Annotated in this window: 25 protein-coding genes and 2 pseudogenes; 16 read left to right on the forward strand and 11 right to left on the reverse strand. The window is 42.3% G+C overall.

All coding sequences use genetic code 11. The features are described 5' to 3' along the window. Window positions 1-260, forward strand: a 260-nt coding sequence (locus RMX89_RS24875; RefSeq protein WP_322690822.1) for a hypothetical protein, incomplete at its 5' end; no start/stop codon positions are given. Window positions 261-456: 196 nt separating this feature from the next. On the opposite strand, the gene RMX89_RS24880 is transcribed toward RMX89_RS24875, so the two are convergent. Further along, window positions 457-657 carry an AbrB/MazE/SpoVT family DNA-binding domain-containing protein gene (locus RMX89_RS24880; protein WP_322690867.1) on the reverse strand — a complete coding sequence of 67 codons (201 nt, stop codon included), beginning with the start codon at window positions 655-657 and terminating at the stop codon, window positions 457-459. 115 nt (window positions 658-772) lie between these two features. Continuing rightward, window positions 773-1609: an Rpn family recombination-promoting nuclease/putative transposase gene (locus RMX89_RS24885; RefSeq protein WP_322690823.1), complete on the reverse strand. Its 837-nt coding sequence runs from the start codon at window positions 1607-1609 to the stop codon at window positions 773-775. Window positions 1610-1894: 285 nt separating this feature from the next. Here RMX89_RS24885 and RMX89_RS24890 point away from each other — a divergent pair, with 285 nt between their 5' ends. The 5 genes and pseudogenes from RMX89_RS24890 (at window position 1895) to RMX89_RS24910 (ending at window position 3746) form a co-directional block, all read left to right on the forward strand. After that, window positions 1895-2143 carry a type II toxin-antitoxin system Phd/YefM family antitoxin gene (locus RMX89_RS24890; protein WP_322690824.1) on the forward strand — a complete coding sequence of 83 codons (249 nt, stop codon included), beginning with the start codon at window positions 1895-1897 and terminating at the stop codon, window positions 2141-2143. A gap of 95 nt (window positions 2144-2238) precedes the next feature. Beyond that, window positions 2239-2520: a hypothetical protein gene (locus RMX89_RS24895; RefSeq protein ID WP_322690825.1), complete on the forward strand. Its 282-nt coding sequence runs from the start codon at window positions 2239-2241 to the stop codon at window positions 2518-2520. An 84-nt stretch (window positions 2521-2604) separates the two neighbouring features. Continuing rightward, window positions 2605-3000: a hypothetical protein gene (locus tag RMX89_RS24900; RefSeq protein ID WP_322684264.1), complete on the forward strand. Its 396-nt coding sequence runs from the start codon at window positions 2605-2607 to the stop codon at window positions 2998-3000. 235 nt (window positions 3001-3235) lie between these two features. Further along, window positions 3236-3505: pseudogene (locus RMX89_RS24905) on the forward strand (ATP-binding cassette domain-containing protein); the annotation flags it as partial. Between the two features lie 58 nt (window positions 3506-3563). After that, entirely contained in the window at window positions 3564-3746 is a 183-nt protein-coding gene (locus tag RMX89_RS24910; RefSeq protein ID WP_322690826.1) for a hypothetical protein, read from the forward strand. 62 nt (window positions 3747-3808) lie between these two features. Here RMX89_RS24910 and RMX89_RS24915 read toward each other — a convergent pair whose 3' ends face one another. After that, window positions 3809-3958: a hypothetical protein gene (locus RMX89_RS24915; RefSeq protein ID WP_322690827.1), complete on the reverse strand. Its 150-nt coding sequence runs from the start codon at window positions 3956-3958 to the stop codon at window positions 3809-3811. On the opposite strand from RMX89_RS24915, the pseudogene RMX89_RS24920 reads away from it, so the two are divergent. Both RMX89_RS24920 and RMX89_RS24925 read left to right on the forward strand, forming a co-directional pair. Further along, window positions 3897-4034: pseudogene (locus tag RMX89_RS24920) on the forward strand (ABC transporter permease); the annotation flags it as partial. The gene RMX89_RS24915 and the pseudogene RMX89_RS24920 sit on opposite strands and share 62 nt — an antisense overlap. Window positions 4035-4062: 28 nt before the next feature. After that, entirely contained in the window at window positions 4063-4230 is a 168-nt protein-coding gene (locus RMX89_RS24925) for a hypothetical protein (RefSeq protein WP_322675321.1), read from the forward strand. A 138-nt stretch (window positions 4231-4368) separates the two neighbouring features. On the opposite strand, the gene RMX89_RS24930 is transcribed toward RMX89_RS24925, so the two are convergent. After that, complete coding sequence (locus RMX89_RS24930; RefSeq protein ID WP_322690828.1) at window positions 4369-12189, reverse strand: DUF4347 domain-containing protein; 7821 nt, start codon at window positions 12187-12189, stop codon at window positions 4369-4371. 690 nt (window positions 12190-12879) lie between these two features. Between RMX89_RS24930 and RMX89_RS24935 the strand changes: the two genes are divergently transcribed. The 4 genes from RMX89_RS24935 to RMX89_RS24950 all read left to right on the forward strand — a co-directional run bounded on the left by RMX89_RS24935 (window position 12880) and on the right by RMX89_RS24950 (window position 15920). Then, window positions 12880-14688: an ABC transporter ATP-binding protein gene (locus tag RMX89_RS24935; RefSeq protein WP_322675323.1), complete on the forward strand. Its 1809-nt coding sequence runs from the start codon at window positions 12880-12882 to the stop codon at window positions 14686-14688. Window positions 14689-14726: 38 nt separating this feature from the next. Beyond that, the gene (locus RMX89_RS24940) at window positions 14727-15155 is read left to right on the forward strand and encodes a hypothetical protein (RefSeq protein ID WP_322690829.1); all 429 of its coding nucleotides are present in this window, start codon (window positions 14727-14729) and stop codon (window positions 15153-15155) included. Between the two features lie 122 nt (window positions 15156-15277). Continuing rightward, window positions 15278-15523, forward strand: a complete 246-nt coding sequence (locus RMX89_RS24945) for an AbrB/MazE/SpoVT family DNA-binding domain-containing protein (protein WP_069069158.1) — start codon at window positions 15278-15280, stop codon at window positions 15521-15523. After that, the gene (locus RMX89_RS24950) at window positions 15510-15920 is read left to right on the forward strand and encodes a type II toxin-antitoxin system VapC family toxin (RefSeq protein WP_322690830.1); all 411 of its coding nucleotides are present in this window, start codon (window positions 15510-15512) and stop codon (window positions 15918-15920) included. Before RMX89_RS24945 ends, RMX89_RS24950 begins: the two co-directional genes overlap by 14 nt. Window positions 15921-15923: 3 nt before the next feature. Here RMX89_RS24950 and RMX89_RS24955 read toward each other — a convergent pair whose 3' ends face one another. Next, window positions 15924-16058, reverse strand: coding sequence for a hypothetical protein (locus RMX89_RS24955; protein WP_322690831.1), 135 nt, complete (start codon window positions 16056-16058; stop codon window positions 15924-15926). Between the two features lie 75 nt (window positions 16059-16133). Further along, entirely contained in the window at window positions 16134-16301 is a 168-nt protein-coding gene (locus RMX89_RS24960) for a hypothetical protein (protein ID WP_322690832.1), read from the reverse strand. A 34-nt stretch (window positions 16302-16335) separates the two neighbouring features. On the opposite strand from RMX89_RS24960, the gene RMX89_RS24965 reads away from it, so the two are divergent. Then, window positions 16336-16566 carry a hypothetical protein gene (locus RMX89_RS24965; protein ID WP_322690833.1) on the forward strand — a complete coding sequence of 77 codons (231 nt, stop codon included), beginning with the start codon at window positions 16336-16338 and terminating at the stop codon, window positions 16564-16566. Between the two features lie 141 nt (window positions 16567-16707). On the opposite strand, the gene RMX89_RS34605 is transcribed toward RMX89_RS24965, so the two are convergent. Both RMX89_RS34605 and RMX89_RS24970 read right to left on the reverse strand, forming a co-directional pair. Further along, on the reverse strand, window positions 16708-16821 hold the full coding sequence (locus RMX89_RS34605; protein ID WP_416212006.1) for a hypothetical protein: 114 nt from the start codon (window positions 16819-16821) through the stop codon (window positions 16708-16710). A 5-nt stretch (window positions 16822-16826) separates the two neighbouring features. Continuing rightward, on the reverse strand, window positions 16827-16958 hold the full coding sequence (locus RMX89_RS24970; RefSeq protein WP_322690834.1) for a hypothetical protein: 132 nt from the start codon (window positions 16956-16958) through the stop codon (window positions 16827-16829). A 386-nt stretch (window positions 16959-17344) separates the two neighbouring features. On the opposite strand from RMX89_RS24970, the gene RMX89_RS24975 reads away from it, so the two are divergent. Beyond that, window positions 17345-17563: a hypothetical protein gene (locus tag RMX89_RS24975; protein WP_322690835.1), complete on the forward strand. Its 219-nt coding sequence runs from the start codon at window positions 17345-17347 to the stop codon at window positions 17561-17563. Between the two features lie 103 nt (window positions 17564-17666). Then, a complete protein-coding gene (locus tag RMX89_RS24980) occupies window positions 17667-18341 on the forward strand; it encodes a PD-(D/E)XK nuclease family protein (protein WP_322690836.1) in 675 nt (224 codons plus the stop codon). 318 nt (window positions 18342-18659) lie between these two features. On the opposite strand, the gene RMX89_RS24985 is transcribed toward RMX89_RS24980, so the two are convergent. From RMX89_RS24985 to RMX89_RS24995, 3 genes are all read right to left on the reverse strand, one after another. Continuing rightward, window positions 18660-19433: a hypothetical protein gene (locus tag RMX89_RS24985; RefSeq protein WP_322690837.1), complete on the reverse strand. Its 774-nt coding sequence runs from the start codon at window positions 19431-19433 to the stop codon at window positions 18660-18662. 51 nt (window positions 19434-19484) lie between these two features. Then, window positions 19485-20876 (reverse strand): cytochrome P450, encoded by a 1392-nt coding sequence (locus RMX89_RS24990; protein WP_322690838.1) that lies wholly within the window; start codon window positions 20874-20876, stop codon window positions 19485-19487. An 83-nt stretch (window positions 20877-20959) separates the two neighbouring features. Continuing rightward, complete coding sequence (locus RMX89_RS24995) at window positions 20960-21154, reverse strand: hypothetical protein (protein ID WP_322671550.1); 195 nt, start codon at window positions 21152-21154, stop codon at window positions 20960-20962. Between RMX89_RS24995 and RMX89_RS25000 the strand changes: the two genes are divergently transcribed. Next, window positions 21141-21773 (forward strand): ParA family protein, encoded by a 633-nt coding sequence (locus RMX89_RS25000; protein WP_322671549.1) that lies wholly within the window; start codon window positions 21141-21143, stop codon window positions 21771-21773. The two genes, RMX89_RS24995 and RMX89_RS25000, sit on opposite strands and share 14 nt — an antisense overlap. Window position 21774 lies beyond the last annotated feature (1 nt).

Raw genomic sequence — 21774 nt, forward strand, 5'->3', positions numbered from 1 at the left:
TTGCTGCTGCCAGGGCAATTCAGGATGAGTATTTTCGTGCCGAAGCCTTGAGTGCTTTAGCTGACAGTTTGTCACAAATGCCTGCTGCCGAACTTTTTTCCCTTTGGCAAGATACACTTGATGAACTATCTCTTCGCACTCGCCCTAATTTGCTGCAAGATATTGAGGCATTGTTTCCAGTTATCTTTGCATTAAGTGGTAAAGCAGCAACGGCAGAAATTGCCCGTGCGATTGTGGATGTGGGGCGATGGTGGAAATAATTTTTAATTCGTAATTCGTAATTCGTAATTCGTAATTTAAGAGAGTCAGATTTAACTTGTATCTGTAGCGTGATTTTGGTCAATTGGTATAAGGGGATGCAGGATCTATAGTTTTTAGCGAAGTGCGATCGCCTTTTACAGCTACTCAACCATCAAGCAGGTATCGAATTTACAAACTCTCTCTGGTGTCGATGAGTTAGCGATCGCAATTAGTCATAAAATCATCACAGAAATTGTCTAGACTGTCGATGAGAGATTGCCAGGGATTATCTTTAGCAATGAGAACAATAGCGTTACTAATTTTTTTTATATAGACTTCTGTGCCAGTGAGTTGACAATCTTCCGGCAAAATAACGATTTGGTGAGTGCCATCAGTGCTGAGTTTGGCGGTGTTCATGATATTACTTTTCGGCATTGCAGTTGCTCATCGTTAAACTATAGATGTAAGCGACTATCTAAAAGTTAAGCAATGCGATCGCTTCTATCTTAGCAGCACCTACAGAAGAGTGGACTTATCGTTCTGCTAACCACGACTGTAAATCAGCCACACTGGTAAAATCTAACAATGCTTCACTCAAGTCTTCCAGAACAGGTAAAGGTAAACCAGTGATGGCAGAACGCATTTCTGGAGTCAGTTCGCCAAATCGCTTTTTTAGCAGTCGCATAACTAGATTCACTGTTGCTTCCTCGCGCCCTTCTTCCTTAATTTCCCGATAAACTCGCGTTTCCTTGAGTGTGATTCCCAGCATCGACTCTACCTCCCTTCTACTTAATTGCTCAAACTTGTACACCATAATCGTCGTAATCATCTCTATTATGGCGCGACTTGTGGGTGATGATACTTCTTGCCGAGTTCTAGTTAATAAATATCTGGCTTGTTCTGGTGCTTGTTCTTCGTTAATTGTCGTTAATACCATCAGCGCTACCCATAAAGGTAAGGTACGAATATCCCCTAATTCATCTAAATATATTCGATGCACTTGTTCGCCATTAAGCAATGAGCGATGGGGATGAATCTGGCTTTGTTCCAGACTGCGAGATGGGTAAATTATGACTACTTGCCAATCGCTAAATCTCTCACGGTTGCGGTAAAAATATAGTGAGGACTCAGCAAATATTCTTTCGTAAAGCTGTTCATCTTTTTGGAATTGGACTTCACAAAAATACACTACTCCTGCACCTGCATTTTCTGGTGGGAGGAATACGCCGTCAATTTCAAATTTGGGTTCTTTAACTGCTACTGAGTCAAATCTATAGGCATTAGCATTTGTTGGCGGATTGGTCAATAATTCAAATAATAACGTGGGAGATTGTTGAAATAGTTTGTAAAATATCGAGTCTCGGCGCATGAAGTATTCTTATTTTGCTGAACCGAGTCCACACTACCATAGAAATTTTGAGTGATTTTGAAAGTTCTAACTTCGTATGATAATGGCAATCGCCCTTCCACAATAAGCGATCGCACTATTTCTCACAAACTGCGTAGTTTACTGCCGTAGGCATCGCCTATATTGGTCTTTCCTACATAATACTAGGCGATCGCTTTTCCAAAAACTGCGTAGTTTACCGCCGTAGGCATCGCCCACTCATCCAGTGTTATCGTAAAGAATATTAGGAATTAATTACCAAGGCAGATGACTATTACTGTCAACGTCGCCGAAGCAACTGCCAAATTTAGCGAACTTCTGAGTCAGGTATTGCTCGGTGAAGAAGTCGTGATTGCTGAACAGGGGATTCCAGTTGCACGTTTAGTTGCTCTTACGAATACCAGTTCTCCTCGCATTCCAGGCTTAGATAAAGGTAAAGTGTTTATTGCACCAGATTTCAACGATCCTTTACCAGAAGAAATCTTGAGTGATTTTGAAAATTCTAACCTCGTTTAGTAATGACTTTCTACAGACTGCGATCGCCTATATCGGTCTTTCTTACAGAATAAAGCGATCGCTTACAAAATTTTTGCCTACGCACTCCCCAACTTATGGGAGCAGCTACAGAACTTACGGGAGCAGCTACAGAACTTACGGGAGCAGCTACAGAACTTATGGGAGTAGCTACAGAACTTATGGGAGCAGCTACAGAACTTGTGGGAGCAGCTACAGAACTTGTGGGAGCAGCTACAGAACTTACGGGAGCAGCTACAGAACTTACGGGAGCAGCTACAGAACTTATGGGAACAGCTACAGAACTTATGGGAGCTTATAAATACCTACATTTAGTAATTAAGTACCGAAAAATTACTGTTATCAATCAAAAACTTTAGTAAAAAAAATGCGAGTTTTACTGAACCGGAACGCAGTTTAATTGAGGCAAGCTAGCTCTAAGAGCATCTTAAAGGAGTAATTTTATGTCTCGTAAAAAACGCACATCCCGTGTTTTAGAAAAAGCTCAGTTAAGATCCGCCGGACTAAAATCGATTGTTCCAAGCGTCAAATTTGATGAAGATTATAGTCTAGAAAAATTAGTTGAGTCAATCGACCAGTTACGCAGCAAAATTGATGTTTATAATACTGCTCTGTCTGTGGTTGACTCTTCTAAAACTGAAATTGAAGAGATGGAAAAAAACTTGAGTCAGCTTTCTGAAAAAATGCTGATGGTGGTTGCGATCAAGTACGGCAAAGACAGCCGCGAATATGGGATGGCGGGTGGTGTTCGCTATAGCGATCGCACCCGCAAAATCAGATCGAGCCGCTTGAAAAATGTTGCAGAACAAGCATCTGATGAAAATGCTAAAACTGCATAAAATGCAATTTTAAAAAATCCTACAGAAATTGTTTCCAAAGCACCACCTCCGACTTGAGAGTGTTGAAATAACTCAAATAGCTATCTGAAGGCGAGGTATGACAACAAACTTTAGTCGGCGTGAATTTATCTTGCTGGGTTCAGGAGGGTTTACTACCAGCTTACTGCTGCAAGCTTGTAGTAATCCGACGACACCAACAGCGACAACAACGGGTGGTGCTGAAGGGTTTAAAATAGCGATCGCAAATCGTGCCCAAGCTGCAATGCAAGAGTTTGACATTCGGGCGAATGGGATTGATATCAAGGTAAGTCAGCTTTCGGGAGGAAATCAACAAAAAGTGGTGTTAGCGCGAGAACTGGCGCAAACACCAGCTTTAGTTATCGCTATGCAACCCACAAGAGAGTTAGATGTGGGGGCGACAATAGCCGTCCAGTCTCGAATCTTAACAGAACGCGATCGCGGTGCGGCAATTTTGTATATTTCTTTCGTTGCTGAACGCATTATTCATCAACAGCCTCTTATTTATATAAATGAGACTTGGAACCAAATTCTAGAGGTATTAAATGACTGAAGAAGAGATGAAAAAGTTACATTGTAAAATTGATGCTGGAGTCAAAGCAGCAATTGCAGCAGCAATAGAACGACATCGTAAACTTGGTCAATCGATTAGTATTATCAGAGAAGGAAAGGTTGTAACTTTAACGTCTGATGAAATTACAGCGATTCAAAATCAGCAGAACAGTTAGAACAAAATTTAAAACTGAAAATGATATTTATAAATTGTTCAATTTGATTCAGCTTTGAGGAGTTAATGAACTGCATAGGAAATCATATCTCCAAACCTAACGATCGCAACTAATCGCATAAAATTCCTGTTACCAATCTTATCACCGCTAATTGCGTTGGCGCAGCCTGCCGTAGGCATCGCCTCCGCTCTCATCGTCGGTGCTATCCTCATGCTAATTGCTGGGGCAAATCCCATCACTGCATACAGAATCCTATTTCAAGAATCTCTCTCTACCTACTTTGGATTTAGATGAGGCTGTTCAGGGGTGGAAAGGCTTGAAGTTAAAATTATGCCAGGGGATTGAAAGTGCCGGTCAGTTCTACAGCGAGCTAGTCTCCACAGTCAGCAAAGCTATCGGCGTTGCTGATGGTGAGCCTTACTGGAACGGATATCTAGGCAAGTGGCAGGTTTGGCTTAAGTTTGGCATTTACCCTTTCCCCTAAGAGTGCAAAAATATATTTTTGCAAGAGGTCTAATGTAAATTTTCTCACTAAGTATTCACAAGCGGCAATCACATAGCGCTTTTATGAAAACAGATTTGTTCCTCTCCCTCATTCTGAGAGTAGACAATATAGTTTTCATTAGGCAATCACAGTAATATTTGCATGAGTAATAATTGCCTGATTCGAGAATTGGGCTATTTGAACTTGTGCTGTACCACCAAGTCCATCTTTATCAAAGAATAGGTTGCCTGTAGTTTGATTGTAGATGAAGCGATCGCTTGCTGTTACAGCATTAGCACCAAGTCGAAATAAGCTAGCCTCAAGAGAAGTATTTTGAGATTGGCTAAGTCCAAATTCTGCCTTGGAAACAAAGATAGTATCATCTCCAACAGTAAAATCAGCAATAATATCATAGCCTCCAATGCGTGTATCAGTCAGGTAGAAGCTATCTCGACCAATTCCACCAGTCAATACATCTTTACCAGTTCCACCACTCAGTAGATCATCGCCTACACCACCGAACAAGGTGTCATTGCCAGTACCACCAATTAGGCTATCATTACCATCAACTCCATTCAACGTGTTAACACCAGTGTTTCCAGTCAGGATGTTATTCTGGCTGTTGCCAATACCATTGATTGCTCCGGTTCCAATCAAGGTCAAGTTTTCCAGGTTATTTCCCAACACCCAACTAACCGAAGACTTGACTAAATCAGTGGCTGCATCTAAGCCTTCAGTAATACTATCGTTCAGGTTGTCTACAATGTAAATGTCATTGCCAACTCCACCATTAAGATTGTCAGTCCCTGCACCTCCATCCAAAGTGTCATCGCCTGCACCGCCGAACAAGGTGTCATTGCCTGAACTACCAATAAAGCTGTCGTTGCCATCAACTCCATTCAAGATGTTAGCGCCAGTATTTCCAGTCAGGATATTATTGAGACTGTTACCAGTACCATTGATTACCCCACTTCCAGTTAGGGTCAAGTTTTCTATGTTATCTGCTAAAACCCAGCTGACGGAAGACTTAACTAAATCTGTACCTGCATCTAGGCCTTCAGTAATCGTATCGCTTAGGTTGTCTACAGTGTAAATGTCATCACTGACTCCACCATTGAGATTATCTATTCCCACACCTCCATCCAGGGTGTCATTACCAGAACCGCCGAATAAGGTGTCATTGCCGTCACCACCAATTAGACTATCGTTGCCATCAGATCCATTCAAGGTGTTAGCAGCAGTATTTCCTATGATGATGTTATTAAGGTTGTTACCAATACCATTAATTGCTCTACTTCCAGTCAGGGTCAAGTTTTCTAGGTTATCTGTTAACAACCAACTTACCGAAGACTTGACTAAATCTGTGCCTGCATTGACGGATTCAAGAATAGAGTCGCTGATGCTGTCTACAGTGTAAATGTCATTACCGATTCCACCAATCAAGCTATCATCTCCTAAACCTCCATCCAAGGTGTCATTGCCAGAACCACCGAACAAGGTATCGTTGCCGTCACCACCATAGAGAGAGACGCTACCAAGAGTGAAGGCTGATGCATCTAAAATATTGCCAGTAATACCACCAGTCAGGATTACTTTTTCAATACCAGCTAGGCTGTCACTACCTAAGCCAGAAAGTTGGTTATTAGTCAAAGTAAAGTTGACATCACCTGATTCATTCAGAGAATCAGTGCCAATGCCACCGTCGAGGGTATCATCACCTACACCACCATAAAGGTAATCATTGCCAGCACCACCGATGAGGCGATCGTGTCCATCCTGACCGTAGAGATAGTCATTGGCATCACCACCGTCAAGGATATCATTACCCGTACCACCATAGAGAGAGTCATTGCCAGCACCACCATAAATGTTGTCTTTGCCTGTTTCTCCATAAAGGCGATCGCCACCTTCGTAGCCGAAGATGATATCATCAGCTACGCTTCCCGTCAGGGTATCAGCTGAACGCGTACCAAATAAAGTATTTTCGCTGACATCTTGAAGTCTAACTGTGACAGTTTCTACGCTGCTAGTGCTAATGCCGTCGCTAACAGTAACTTGCAACTCAAAGGTGGGGTTAGTTTCAAAGTCGAGGTCGTCGCTATCGTTGACAGTAATTTCTCCAGTGCTGGAGTTGATATTAAAGCCAACCTGACCATCGCGATCGCTATCCAAGTTACCATTAATAATTGTCCAGTTAGAAAATGTGCTGCCATCCACATCTGTTGCAGCTATGGTGCCAACCACCGTACCATTGGCAATACTTTCATTAATGCTAAAACTTTGGCCTGCGGCAATCGCAGGAGCATCATTCACTGAGTTAATAGTAAGTAGCAGCTTTTTAGAAGTGCTTCCCCCTGTATTTCCATCGTTCACAACAATACTAAGGCTATCAGTACCATTGATATTGGCGTTACCTTTGTAAGTCAGTCCAGCAATATCAGCGAGGGTGGCATTAATTTGACTAACAGTACCAGTGAGAGTGACATTACTGCTACTGTTGTTGTTTATACTGGTTGAGGTTAAACCACCGACTACATCACTTTTTATTGTAACTGTACCTTTGGTTGCTGTGAGAATAACGCTAAGAAGCGAATTTCCGGCGTCAACATCATTAATCGCAATGCCAGGAATTGTGACTGAAGCATCTTCATTGACAGTAACACTAGGTAAATCAGAAATAGTTGGGGTATCATTAACAGCAGTAACATTAATTGTTCTAGTCACCGCACTACTAATACCACCATCACCATCTGTGAGGACAACTTCAATAGTCCGAGGAGTGGTTGAGGGGCTTTCAGATACATTAACGTAAGTAATATTCCGCACTAAAGCTTCGATGGCAAAGGGTGTTGCATTGGCATTCAAGCCAATTACCAAATCTTCAGTGCCAATACCTCCAGAGAAAGTACCAATTTGCAGAGTACCGTACTTGATGATGTTGCCGTTGAGGTTAATTTGAGTAATGTTAGTGCCTTCGTTACGGATCGCAAGACGGTCATCAATGCTAACACCGTTTTTGATGCGAACAGTCAATTTGCCATTGTCGAAGTTAACAGAATCTGGGTCTGTAACTTTGACATAAGATTCTGTAATCAAAATGGCAGCAGCGTTTTCTGTATAATTAGCAGCATATCCCGGCCAACTGCTGATTATTGGAGCATCACTCACACCAACTTTCAAAGTGACCGTGGCAATATTAGAATCAGCAATGCGATCGCCTGCTCGATAAGTAAAGGTATCAATGCCTTTGAAGCCAGTGTTAGGCGTGTAGTTAAAAGAACCATCAGGATTGAAAATTAAGCTCCCATTTTGCGTCCCGGACACCAAAGTTGCTTTTAGAGGTGTTTTCTCGCTATCGGTGTCATTTGTCAGGACACCAGGAAGTCGATTCCCAGTTGTTGCATTGTATTGTATTCGTCCCCGATAGCTTTCGTTTATAGGATCGCCATCGCCATTTTCTCGGAATGTGGCATCAAAGCTGACAATTTGGCTATCAACACCATAAATAATTTGATTGATAGTAAATTCACCAGTCAAACTGTTATATCCGCGTCCATCACCACTTACGTCTAAACCAGGCTGATTAGTCGCTTGGAATGGGAAACGCGCTGCACCTGTGTATGTTGTACCTGTTGTGAGTGGGGCGTTAAATGGAGCTGCAAATGAAAGATCCCACCACTTGCCGCCACTTCCAGGTTCGCTGTAGGTAATTCGTATCGCGTTATTGCTACTGGTGTTTGTTGAGTAGGCGCGTGAGGCTCCAAAATTACCTGTGAGCGGAGTATAGCTATAATAATCGCTTTGACCGATATAGTTACCGCGATCGCTATCTAAAATCAGGGCTGTAGTAGCAGCGGCAGTACTAAATAAGGTATTTTCAGATACCAAATAGCTATCGTTTGTTGCCACCGGTGCTTGATTAGCGCTAATCGCTGTACTCGTAACCTTGATATTATCAATACCAATCCACTCATCTTCCCCATTGGCATCAGTTGTAATCAAGCGAATTTGCACTTGTGCTTGATTGTTAACTTCCGGTGGTAACAAAACGCTTAAGCGTGCTTCTCGTGCATCGTAGGAATAGGGTGTTGTGCCGTTATTGGAAGCATCAGAGACGAAACCTGCTGGCAGATTGATGAAATCCCCTGTATTACCAATGCGATACTGGACGGCAAGAGGTTGAATTGCATTGCGTGTTGAGGTGTCAATGTCTTTGAGCGTGAAATTTAACTGGACATTCTGACGCCCTGTAGCGTTTAAATAAAATACCAAGTGCGGTGCTGTAGCTGTTGATGAACCTCGCAGGGCAATAGTTGGGTTGCTTTCATAGACAAACTCCGCCACACCAGCATTTGTGTAGGTACTGGGATTGGTCTGATTAGCATTAACATCAATAGGAGTAGCAGAACCGTCAGCAAGTACTGTTTGTGGGTCAACGCCAACACTGCTGACTAAACTATCGCCTCGAAATCCTCTGATGCTGGGTATGTTCAGCCAATCATCATCAGTGGTAATTAAACTTGTGTTTGACCAGTCTTGACTAAAGTCGCTCAGTGCGAGTTGATGATAAACAGGAGCAATCGATTTGACTGTGAGCAAGGCGGTGTCCGTGGCGTTACTAAAGGCAGTTGTACCACCGTTGCTTGTGGTGTCGGCAAGATTACCATTGAGACCACTAGTTCTATCCCAAGCTCGGAAGGTAATAGCGTTAGCAATATCACCATTAAAATTAGCATTGGGCTGGAAGTAAATGCGGCTATAAGCATCTGCTACTAGCAAACGAGCGCTACTTTCAGAAACCGGCCCTAAAGGATTCCAGACTGTACCACTGTTAGTGCTGTACCACCAAGTACCGTTAATAGTGTTAGCGGCAGCAATGGCTATACCTGTTAAACCGCCACTATTGGGGTCAGTAATATTACTATTTATACTGACTATGGAAGATATTAAAGTTCCAACTGCCCCCGAAGGTGCGCCTGCATTTTCATTGACTGCGCTTAGGGTAACAACAGTATCAGATAACGCAGGTGCTGTATTCGCAGCCGCAGTTGGTACTTCATTAGAAACACCGAGGAAACGTGCCACTGCAAAGTAGCCATTGACATTACCTACAACAACAATCTTCCCATCTGATTGAGTTGCAAGGACATGAGTCTCATCATATTTACTCTTAAGCGAAGTTGTAACCTTACCAGCTGTGCCAAAGCTTGTATCTAAAGTTCCATCAGGGTTGTAAGCTAATAGAACAGTAGTGCGATTAAGGCTTTGAGTATCGCTTTCTACATAGCCACCGACAACAATTTTGCCATTTGGCTGAATCGACAAACTAGTACCACGGTCACCAGTGCTAACGCTAAGAGGAGCAATAACTTTACCACCATTGCCAAAGTTAGAGTCTAGAGTGCCGTCCGTATTAAAACGGGCAATAGCAAAGTCTTCTTGATTAGAACTATTCCATACATTCCACACATATCCAGTAACAACAATTTTGCCGTCTGACTGAATTGCAAGACTTTCGATATTCTCAAAAGAAGTACCTATCGCGGCCAGAACTCTACCACTATTGCCAAAGCTCGTATCGAGACTACCATTGGTGTTATAGCGTGTTATGGCAAAATCATTGTTATTGCCATTGGAAGCTCTTCCTCCAACTACAATCTTACCATCAAGCTGAATCGCAACAGCATAGCCGTTTGTGCCATTTACCTTGCCACCATTACCAAAGCTTGTGTCTAGGCTGCCATTGGTGTTGTAGCGTAATAGAACATAATCTGGATTACCATTGCCGATGTACCCCGCTAAAATAATTTTGCCATCCGCCTGAAGCAAGACGTTATGACCGAAGTCTTCACCAAAGTTGGTAATAACTTTACCACCATTGCCAAAGCTGCTATCTAAGCTACCATCAGCGTTGTAGCGCGTGAGAGCAAAATCTGGTTGGTTAGGTTGGGTACTGTCCCCCCAACTATAGCCGCCAACAATAATCTTCCCGTCGGACTGAAGAGTAACACGATAACCAAAATCGCTGGAAGTACCTACTATATGAGTAGTAACTGTACCACTATTGCCAAAGCTGGTATCTAGGCTGCCATCAGGATTATAGCGTGCTAGAGCAAAGTCAGGGGCACTGACGTTATTGTTTTCCATGTAAACATAACCCACTGCCAAGATTTTGCCATCCGGCTGAATTGCAACACTATAGGCAGGCCCGCCATAACCAAATTTGGTAGTGACCGTACCACCATTACCAAAGTTAAGGTCGAGGTCACCAGGGTTCTGTACGAGTTTGATAGTAATGTTTTCGTTTGTACTGGTTGCAATACCATCGCTGACGTTGACTTGCAGATTTACAGTAGGGTTAGTTTGGGGATTAAGGTCATCAATATCATTGATAGCCAACTGTCCGGTATTGGGATTTATACTGAAAGCTTGATTGCCGTCACCATCTGTATCTATGTTCCCCCCGGCAATTGTCCAGTTAGAGAAAGTAGTGTTGCTATCAACATCCGTAGCCGTCAATGTACGAATAATTGTGCCGTTGCTAGCATTATCGGGAATGGTGAAAGAAATGGGTGTAACTACAGGTGCATCATTGACAGCATTAATCGTAATTGCAGCTGTGTCAGTAGTACTACTAAAAGCAGTGGAGCCGCCATTAGTACTTGTGTTTGCCAAGTTTCCATTTGTTCCACTAGTTTCATCCCAAGCACGAAAGGTGATGGCGTTGCTGATGATGCCGTTGAAGTTAGAGGAGGGACGGAAATAAACGCGGGTGTTAGCATCTGCCGCCAACAACCGGGCGCTACTATTTGATACTGTACCCAAGCTATACCAGTTTTGCCCATTGTTAGTGCTGTACCACCACGAACCGCTGATGGTGTTGGCGGCAGTAATAGCTATACCAGTTACTGCCCCAGTGTTGGAGTCGCTGACGTTTGCACCAAGGCTTACTAATGAGGAAACTAAGGTGCCCACTGCTCCGGAAGGTGCGCTCGAATCTTCATTAATTGAATTGAGGGTAACAACAGTGTCAGTTAGTGTAGGAGCATTATTAGATGTGGTAGCACCAGGGGTAAAAGAGTAATTCAAAGTAATATTACCCGTACTACTTTGATAGCCATCTACAGAAATGTGATAAGTTGTTCCAGCAGTAACTGTAAAGCTCACCTTACTAGCACTAGTTCCATTACTGTCGTCATTGTCAGCAACCAGGCTCAAACTATTAACAGCATTGCCTGTGTAAACACTAAGGTAAGTATCAAAGCCGCTATTTATAGTATCAAAAACAACGTTTCCAGAAGCGGCAGCAGTCCAACTCCACCAGACTGAGTTGGTGGCTCCTGATTGAATTAACTCGCCTGATTCGCTTGTGGCTCCTACATTATTGCCTGTACTACTGCCTGAGTTACCAGAAAGTACAATACGGTTAGCAAAGTTGTCATTAAAGGAAGCTAAAACGAAGTTGTAAGTCTCTAATATTTCTGGTTTAAATATCTGAACAGTTGTCACCTCGCCTCGACTGATTTCCAAATTCCAGTCTCCGCCTAAAGCAGCATTCCCTGTGAGATTGGCAGAAGCAGCAATGCCAGCTTTTGTCAACTTGTGCAACTTCTCAATGAATTCTTCTCCAGCGTCTCCAGCAGCAACGTTACAGCCATAGAGTAATAGAGATGGAGAAACGCAGAGATGGGAAGACCAGGTTTGTAGTTCTTGAGCGTAGCGTTGCAATGTGCTGAGGCTAAGTTGGGTGTTACCTAAGTAGAGGCAACCAGGGGAGCCATGAGAGATGATGTGTACACTTTCAACTCCACGGCGCTGTGATAGTACTTCGGTAATTTGTTCTACCCCATCTTGGTAGCGATCGAGGATAGCTACCTCTACTTGTGATACTAAATTTTTAAGTAATAATTCGTAATTAATTACCGAAGAATCAATGAAAATAATGTTTGTATTTTTCATGTCCACTGTATTATATTGATAGTTGGAATTTTGAGTTTTAATTGTTATTAAAACTCAGGATTAAACATGAAACATTGAATGATAAAAAACCAGAAACTATTGACCAGCAATTTATTCAATAAATTAGCCTGATTTTTTATCTTTATAAAATGACAATCCATCAAAAAAGATAGCGATTATGATAGTAATATTTTCTTTATATACTGTCTGAATTGCATCGATGTATTTTCTGAGATATTGTCAAGATATTGTAAAGATTTCAGAAAAGAGAGTAATATTTATTACTTTAATTTTCAAAAATGACCAAAGCTGTCCCATGACAATTAGATTTTTCAGCACGGGGTCTTGTTTTAAGTTTTCCCTCAGCAGAGGCTTTTCTACCAAAAGGAGATGCTAAATCAATCTTAAAACCAGATTTGCGAACAACTTATCATTCCGATTACCTATACTGGCCTATTAACACTGATCGCATCGCTCTAGGGCAAAGGAGCAGAGGGGCAGAGAGGAAAGATGCTTCAGGAGAAGATTTACTGCAAGTTTTTGCTCTGCTCCCCTGCCCCCCAGCTAGCTCTTGAATAAACTCAGTTACTAGTTTCTCACTAGTCTGTCTGAATCAATCTTCAGACTCAGGACTTAGGACTCAAGACTTTGTTCCGTGGTAATATCAGTCACACGAAATCGCAAAAAACCGTGGCTACTGTATTAAAATCTCATCGGGCATCAAGAAGGCGTAAACATTCAGCGCATCCTCTCCAACGTTTGCTTGAGTATGGACACCAGTATCGTAAACAAATTTGGCTGGCGACTACTTATTCTATCCTCAATAAGTTTTTCGACTTAGCACCACCCGGTTTAATTGGTATCGCGGTGGATGTGGTAGTCAAGCAACAGGATTCCATAATTGCCCAGTTAGGGGTACGGGATGTCTTTGGGCAATTTTTGATTATTTCCTTGCTGACTGTCATCATTTGGATACTAGAATCGGTTTTTGAGTACGCCTATGCTCGACTTTGGCGAAATTTGGCTCAGAATATTCAGCATGACTTGCGTTTGGATGCATACAAACATTTGCAAGAGTTGGAATTGGCTTATTTTGAAGAACGCAGCACTGGCGGTTTAATGTCTGTCCTCAGTGATGATATTAACCAATTAGAGCGGTTTTTGGATGGGGGAGCAAATGATATCATCCAAGTTTCTGCAACGGTTCTAATTATTGGCGCTGCTTTCTTTATTCTGGCTCCTAGTGTAGCGTGGATGGCTTTGTCTCCGATGCCATTTATCCTCTGGGGTTCTTTTGCCTATCAACGGCTACTTGCGCCTCGCTATGCTAATGTCCGCGAAAAGGTAGGTTTTCTCAATTCGCGGTTGTCAAACAATATCAGCGGAATTACTACTATTAAAAGCTTCACATCTGAAGCTTATGAAGCCTATCGTTTGGAATTAGATAGTGACGCTTATCGTCACAGTAATTCTAAAGCAATTACTCTTTCTGCTGCTTTTGTGCCGTTAATTCGGATGCTGATTTTGGTGGGTTTTACGGCATTACTTTTATATGGCGGAATGGCAGCAGTTTCGGGAGCCATGTCTGTAGGTACTTACAGCGTATTAGTGTTTTTAATCCAGCGCTTGCTGTGGCCTTTAACTAGATTAGGCGAAACTTTTGACCAATATCAAAGGGCAATGGCTTCTACTAATCGAGTCATGAATTTATTAGATACTCCTATCGCCATTCATACAGGTGATGTGGCGTTACCTGTAAATGAAGTACGCGGGGAAGTGCAATTTAACAATGTTTATTTTGCTTATAAAGATAGATTTCCAGTAATTAAAAATCTGTCTTTGGATATTCCTGCGGGGAAAACTATTGCAATTGTTGGTTCTACTGGTTCTGGGAAAAGCACTTTAGTCAAACTCTTATTGCGGTTATATGAAGTGCAAGGTGGAAACATTACTGTTGATGGCATTGATTTGCAAAGTTTGAATTTGCAAGATTTACGTCGCTGTATTGGTTTGGTAAGTCAAGATGTCTTTCTATTTCATGGCACTGTAGCAGAGAATATTGCTTATGGTAGCTTTGAAACTACAGAACAAGAAATCATCACGGCGGCGAAGATAGCCGAGGCGCACGAATTTATTATTGAATTGCCCGAAGGTTATGAGACAATTGTCGGGGAAAGAGGACAAAAGTTATCTGGTGGACAAAGACAACGGATTGCGATCGCCCGTGCAGTTCTCAAAAATCCCCCCATTCTGATTTTAGACGAAGCTACCTCGGCAGTGGATAATGAGACAGAAGCAGCAATCCAGCGATCGCTAGAACGGATTACAGTAGATAGAACTACAATTGCGATCGCTCATCGTCTTTCCACTATTCGCAATGCTGATTGCATTTATGTCATGGAACATGGGAAATTAGTAGAGTCGGGAACCCACGAGCAATTGCTAGAGAAAGACGGTATTTATTCCGGCCTCTGGCGTGTACAGTCAGGTTTGAGATAAGTTTCGCCTATTGTCTGTGTCTTCATTACGAATTATTTATGTTTTTTGGTAATAGTCAACCAGAATCAGGTGATACTAAGTGGCGTCGCCAGTTGGATAAGTTTGTCAAAGCAAATCAGCAGGAATTGGCGGCGCTGTTTTGGGGATTATGGTTAGCAAATGGTGACAGTCTGGGTACTGTTGGTATTGATTTGCAACCAACGCCGCATTTTGTTTATTGTCCGAAAGAGCAGATAGAGAATTTAAATATTAAGGTTGATAATCGGCTTCAGGAAATTTTGGGAATTGTTGAGAATCACAAGCCGGATGTGGAAGTTGTGATGATTGGGATTGGGAAGGGGGAAATTAAGTTAATTCAGTTTGCACCGGAACCAGCGCCACCGATTTGTTTTGAGGAAGTTGGGAAGGATGTGGATGAGTTGTTGGATGTGTTGGAGGAGAGGATGAGGGAGGAGATTGTTTTTTAACGCAGAGGGACGCGGAGGGAAGCGCAGAGGTACGCGGAGAAAAGACTCTATTTATACCGCTTGCTGTGTTGATTTGCTAAGAAACGTTATATTTAGGTAAATAATTTATGTCAGGAAACGTAATGGCTAGCGTCACCATCACCACCAAAGGAGAAGTAATTATTCCTAAAGAAATTCGGGATTATCTTAATCTTGATATAGGTAGTAAGGTTGATTTTGTCATTGATGAAAATGGGACAGTTAAACTAATTCCACTCAATGTTCCTGTTCAAACTCTGTCCGGCATTTTACATCGTCCGGCGATGAAAAGTGCAACTTTAGAAGAAATGGAAGCAGCAATCCAAGAAGGCGCAAGTGATTGGAGTTGATACGAATATTTTAGTGCGCTACCTCACAAAAGATGATGAAAAGCAGTGGAAACAAGCTGCTGAAATTATCGAAGCAGGAGAGCAATGTTTTGTAGCAAATATAGTTCTTTGTGAGTTGGTTTGGGTTTTACGGGGAAAGCCATATCAATTTAGTAAGGAAGAAATTAGCAACACTATAGAGTTAATGTTGCAATGTTCAGTGTTTGAGTTAGAAAATCGCTCTTTAGTTTATCAAGCATTACAGCGATTTCATCAGGGAAAGGCAGATTTATCAGACTATTTAATCGGCGCGTTGGCGCAGCCCGCCGCAGGCATCGCTCAACATAATAGTTGTAGTTCAACAGTAACTTTTGACAGAAAGTTAAGAAGCGAACAGGGATTTAATTTACTTGAATAATGCTTATTTTGTAATCGGCGTAGGCGTAGCCCATCGCAGACATCGGTCTCCATTATCAACGAACACATAAAAGCGATCGCTCATGAATGATGTCAGTACCTCATCTAGAATCACAACTGGCAGAATTAGTTGTCCCATGCATTTCGTTCTGCTTGGAGGTCTTGATTGATTTCTTCTACACTTCTGCCAACAGGACGCTGTTTGTGGATTTCTTCAAGCAGGTGGATAATCGATTGTCCTTCGTAGTGTCGTTTTTTGTGGTATCAGGACAATTACCTCAATAGTTTGTCCTACAGAGGTTGAGAGTGTATCGTCAGGCAAAGTGATTTCAATTTTGTTGCCTGGTAACACTTTAGTTTCAATGCGTAATGCTGATTGCATCAAGCCTTCTCCTGATTTGGTTTCTTTTTAGCTATTGTTTGTTCTATGGACTCCCTATCGTTCTATCCATTGTGGCTCAAAAAGCGATCGCGATCGCAATTATCTCTCAACTATCAAAGGCGATCGCACATCATTCTACAATTTAGGTGGAGCGATCGCCCTCATAACACCATCATTCCACCTCAGAACAAGAACATTCTCGTTTGAAACAGGAACGTTCTCACTTGGAACAGAAACATTCTCGTTTGAAACAGGAATGTTCTGACTTGGAACAAGAATATTCTCGTTTAAAACAAGAACGTTCTCACTTGAAACAGAAACGTTCTTGTTTAAAACATGAAACTTCGAGGTCAGAACAGAAAACTTGGAGATAAAAGCTTGATTGATGAGGTTGGGAACATGAATTTTACTGTTCTGAGGTGAGGCGATGCCTGCGGCGGGCTTCGCCTACGCGCAAATTTGCTAAATTTTCACGACAAATAATAGTATTAGGATGATTCACCCTTAACCGTCGCTCCAAAATATCTAAAGCTTGGATGTAATGGGGTTCGGCTTCGCTGTATCTGCCTCTGCTGCGGCTTTCAACTCTAGTACAGCTTTGCCATAATCTAACGGTGGCTGTGTATTTTCTGGTGTCGCCTCTGCTAATAAGGGCAATTTATTTTTATTACGTAGCTGTGCGATTAATTTACCGCTTGCTTCTAACCCTGCTTCCCCAAGCTTTTCGCCAGTTTTTTCTAGAGCTTTAGTTAAAACTATAGTAGCGATGTCTACGACGGGCTACGCCTACGCAGTTGCAACAGCCGTTAGTGTTACAGGTTTCATAATTTTATGAATAACAACCGAAATTTCACTGAAAGCTATTCTAGCCTAGCCCGATCATCACATTTCTTGATTTTGTTTGTGCAGACACAGTTTTTAACGTTAACCCTCTGCTAAGAGTGGGTTTCTTGACTTGAGCGGACTGGCGTTGTGTTATGGCCTAGCCTAAAGCACCAAAACCTTTAACTGATGCGTTACGCTAATAACGCTAAAGTCATAGTATGACTATTAAAATCACAACCCAAATGCAAGCTGATAAATACCCTTTTGCTCAAGAACTGATTACTGATATGGAAGGTAATATCCGCAAAGTAGTTATAGATTTTGATGACTATCTACGCTTGCTAGAAGCTATTGAGGATCAAGGACTTATCTTAGCAATGAAGGCAGTAGAACATGAAATACCTCTAAATATTGATGAAGCATTAGCACAACTATAACAAGAGCGATTATCCAAAGTTTTGCTTGTGTGCAAGATGAACTGCGATTTCTAATCGCTACTTTCTTAATTACGAATTACGAATTACGAATTACGAATTACAAATGCTACCTCAAATTAATAGTAAATCCCTGAGAGAAAATGGCAAACAATATTATGTAGATGCCAAGGGAAACCGCTTCCCCAGCGTCACCACAATACTTAATGTCACCAAACCCCAAGCAGACAGAGACAGATTACTAAATTGGAAAGCGCGTGTTGGAACAGAAGAAGCCACCCGCATATCTACAAATGCCAGTCGTCGGGGAACCCAAACACACAAACAAATTGAGCGTTACCTCCTGGGACAAAATCCTGTTTGTCCAGAAGCCAGTCGCCCTTACTGGGAAAGTATTCAGCCAGTTTTAGCAGAAATCGACACAGTAAAACTTGTAGAAGGCTCCGTTTTTCATTACGATTTGAGCTATTCTGGCAAAGTAGATTGTATTGCTAGCTATCAAGGCATTCCCTGTATTTGCGAGTGGAAAACAGCAGACAAACCTAAAGGTTCAATCGAGCATTTATACGAACATCCACTGCAAATTACAGCATACATTGGAGCAATTAACAACTATTATCGGGATTATGGTATTCAGCTAAATCATGCTTTGTTAGTAGTCGCAATTCCAGAGATGCCAGCCGAGGTATTTTGGTTTGAACCAGCAGCGATTAAAGGTTACTGGCAGCAATGGGAAAAAAGAGTCGCCGAATATTGGGAACGCAGAAGTGTTTGGAGTTGATGAGTGAGATTCTGGTTCAAAGATGCGGTAAGTGCTTTGATTTAAATTGCTGCGATCGTCGTTAAAGAAATACTGCTAATCATGCATTGCCTCCTACCTCACTTCGAGATGTAGGACGAAAGGAACTATTAGAGAATCAAAGACTTCTTGCGTAGCCAGCAATTCTTCCTCGGAAGTTACGGGACGAGGAGGAAATGATTTGAGTAATTCAATATACCTTTTATTAACAGGTGTTTTAGGGATCATTTTGTATTCTTATGAACAACTCACTAATAAACAATAAAATCAACCTCCTTGAAAGTGATTCAAGGTAAATTTTCAGGTTTGATAGTTGGGATTTCGCGGGGGTAATGCCTGGAGTAGACTTTGTGTTCCTAACTGCACCTCTATCCGATGACGAATATAACTATCCGGATGAGTTTTAGCGATCGCAATTGCTTCTGGTATAAGATGTCTAAGTTCATCGGGATAAAGCAATGGATCTAGTACAAGACTAGGAATAATACTGCGGCGTACTTCGATGCTAGAATTTTTAACGAACTCTCTAAGAAACAGGCAGCGCTTGCATAGCTGAATATCAGCTAAGGCATCATAAACTGCCTGTGATTCTGGTGTTGCGTACTCTTTACTAAAGCTAGGAACTTCTCTATCAAAGCGCAAGGGAACCTGTGCCCAATACAGTGCGTTTACCGCCCCTGCTTTCTCGAAATTTGACCCATGCTCAACAAATTCTAGCAAAGCTTCATTGACAAGACGATGACCGAAAGCAATAACACATGGTTCTACGAATGAACGATTAAAGCTGGGATTTATTTCATAGACAGCAGCGCGGATGAGAGGGGAAAACAGCCTTTCTTTAAGGCGCTTGGGAGCAGATTTAGTAACTTTGTTGACCATGAAGACAACAAATAATTTACGTTGTTCATCTCTAAGTGCTTGGATAAACCAATTGATATCTTCTTCAGATGCACTTAAAAAACGCTGCCCAGTCTCAGACCATAAATTTTTCAGAGTTTTATCAGCTAAATCAGTTCCCCGTGCTGCTAAGTAACTTACACAATAGTCATCCCAGCTATTATTTCGTGTGTCCATATTGTTAGAGAATCAAAGCGATCGCTTTCAATATAGCTTCACTTAAGTAAATCAACTTAAACTAGAGGCAGCAATTGTATTCGCACGCTTAACTTGAGGTGTTGCAACCATCCGCATTCCGGCTGGTGCAGCTAAAGTTAACCCACGGCGCACAGGACGCACGGGACGTTTATTCACTAGCGAAACTTGAAATTCTGATAAAACAGTTGCCAAGACAATTTTCATTTCATACTGGGCAAATGCCATTCCAATACAACGACGATTACCGCCACCAAAGGGTAAATATTCATAAGGTGAATATTGTCTTCCTAAAAAGCGTTCTGGTTTGAACTGCTTGGATTGGGGATAAACTTCTTCCCGATGATGCGCTAAATAAATACTGGGGATTATTACCGTTCCCTCTCGCAGTTCGTAGCCCATAATTGTAATTGGGGTTTTCACAATCCGAGGGAAAGCAGTCATGACAATTGGGTAAAGTCGTAGTGTTTCTTGGCAAACTGCTGTCAAATACGGCAATTTACCTACACTACTCAAATCGTGGTTAACTCCAATGGTGTTGAGTTCCTTTAGCAACTTCTCACGCACCTCTGGTAAACGATCGATCCAGTAAAAAGCCCACGTCAATGCTGAAGCGGTGGTTTCATGTCCCGCAACTAGCAGCGTCATTAACTCGTCGTGTAATTCTTCATCTGACATCCCTTGACCATCGTCGTAACGAGCCGCCATCATCAAACTTAGGATATCTTGACGATTTTGTTCAGATTCAGCCCGACGTTCTCGAAGTAAAGCATAAATCAGTCGATCGATTTTTTGCCGTTGTTGCAGAACCCAACCCCACGGACTCCACGCACCGAAATCTTTTTGCATGAACTGGAAAAAGAAGGCGCTGGACATTATGGGCGAAGTGATGAAGTCTAGTAAGTCACTTAGCGATCGCCTCAGTTCCTCAAACAGTTCTCCATCATTCAAACCAAATACAACCCGTAAAATAACACGCAAGGTAATTTCTTGCATCGACTCACGGATCTTAAAAGGCTTGCCAATTTGCCATTCATTAGTCACCTGTCGGGTTATTTCCCGAATTTCCTCACCGTAAGCCCGCATTCTTTCGCCATGAAAGGGAGGAGCTAATAATTGCCGTTGCCTCTGGTGGCGATCGCCATCCGCTAACATAAAAGAGCGATCGCCAAGTAAAAATTTTAGTCCTATGTTCCCCCTGCCAACCTCAAAATGCCTGGAATCAGCAGTAAAAATCTGCTCAAGCGCTTGGGGTTGACTAAAATATACTAGATGGTTATCAGAGCGATTACTCCTGATGGTGAAAGTGTCACCGTAGATTTGGGCAAAATCATCCACATATTTCACTGGCTGAGTAATAAACTTGATCATCCGTAACCAGCGTGGCATTTGAGGCCCATCGGGCAGATTGTAAGTTGTTGTCATAGAATTTTAGGGAGTTAATGGCTTCTGAATTTTATTGTTACGACTTTTCATGTTACTTAGGGTTACAGAAAGCGGTATATTCATCATTGGGGACTAGAAACTGGAAGCTGGGGACTGAAAAAGAAGACAAAGAGGATAATAATAACTCTTGTACAGACAAGGGTTAATCGCGTCTCTACTTCTAACTCAGCACTCAGCACTCCTAACTCAGCACGGGCTAAACGCCCCGCTACCGCTAACAAAAGGCAGCATCGGAAGTAAGCAGTGCCAAAAATCATCGCTATTCTCAACGGTAAAGGAGGAGTCGGTAAAACGACTACCGCAGTCAATCTGGCTGCAAACTTTGCGAAGAAAAAAAAGGTGCTGCTGATTGATGCAGATATTCAAGGTTCTGCCAGTTGGTGGTTTGGGCGCAGTCAGCAGGGAATGGGATTTGATTTATCTCAAGAAACAGATCCCGCACTTTTAGGTGATTTAGCAAAGATAACAGGTTACGATTTAGTAGTGGTGGATACACCTCCCGCGCTACGCTCTGAAGCATTAGTGGCGGTAGTTGCGATCGCAGATTATCTAGTTTTGCCGACACCCCCATCTGCAATGGATTTAGCAATCCTCGTGGAAACAGTCAAGGAAGCCGTCATCCCTGTGGGAACCCCCCATCGGGTATTGCTCACCAAAGTCGATACGCGCAGTCTGGGGGAAGCACAAGAAGCAAAAAACACTCTGACTCGCTTAGGTATTCCTACTTGTAATACCTTCATCCGTGCCTATAAAGCTCATGAACGAGCAGCACTTGAAGGTGTAGCGATTACTCAATGGCGAGGCGGAAATGCACGGGAGGCGGAATTAGACTACCGCCGTGCAGCTGATGAATTACAGCGTGATTGGAGAAAATAAT

This window comes from Nostoc sp. DedSLP04, assembly GCF_034530775.1.
GTDB lineage: Bacteria > Cyanobacteriota > Cyanobacteriia > Cyanobacteriales > Nostocaceae > Nostoc.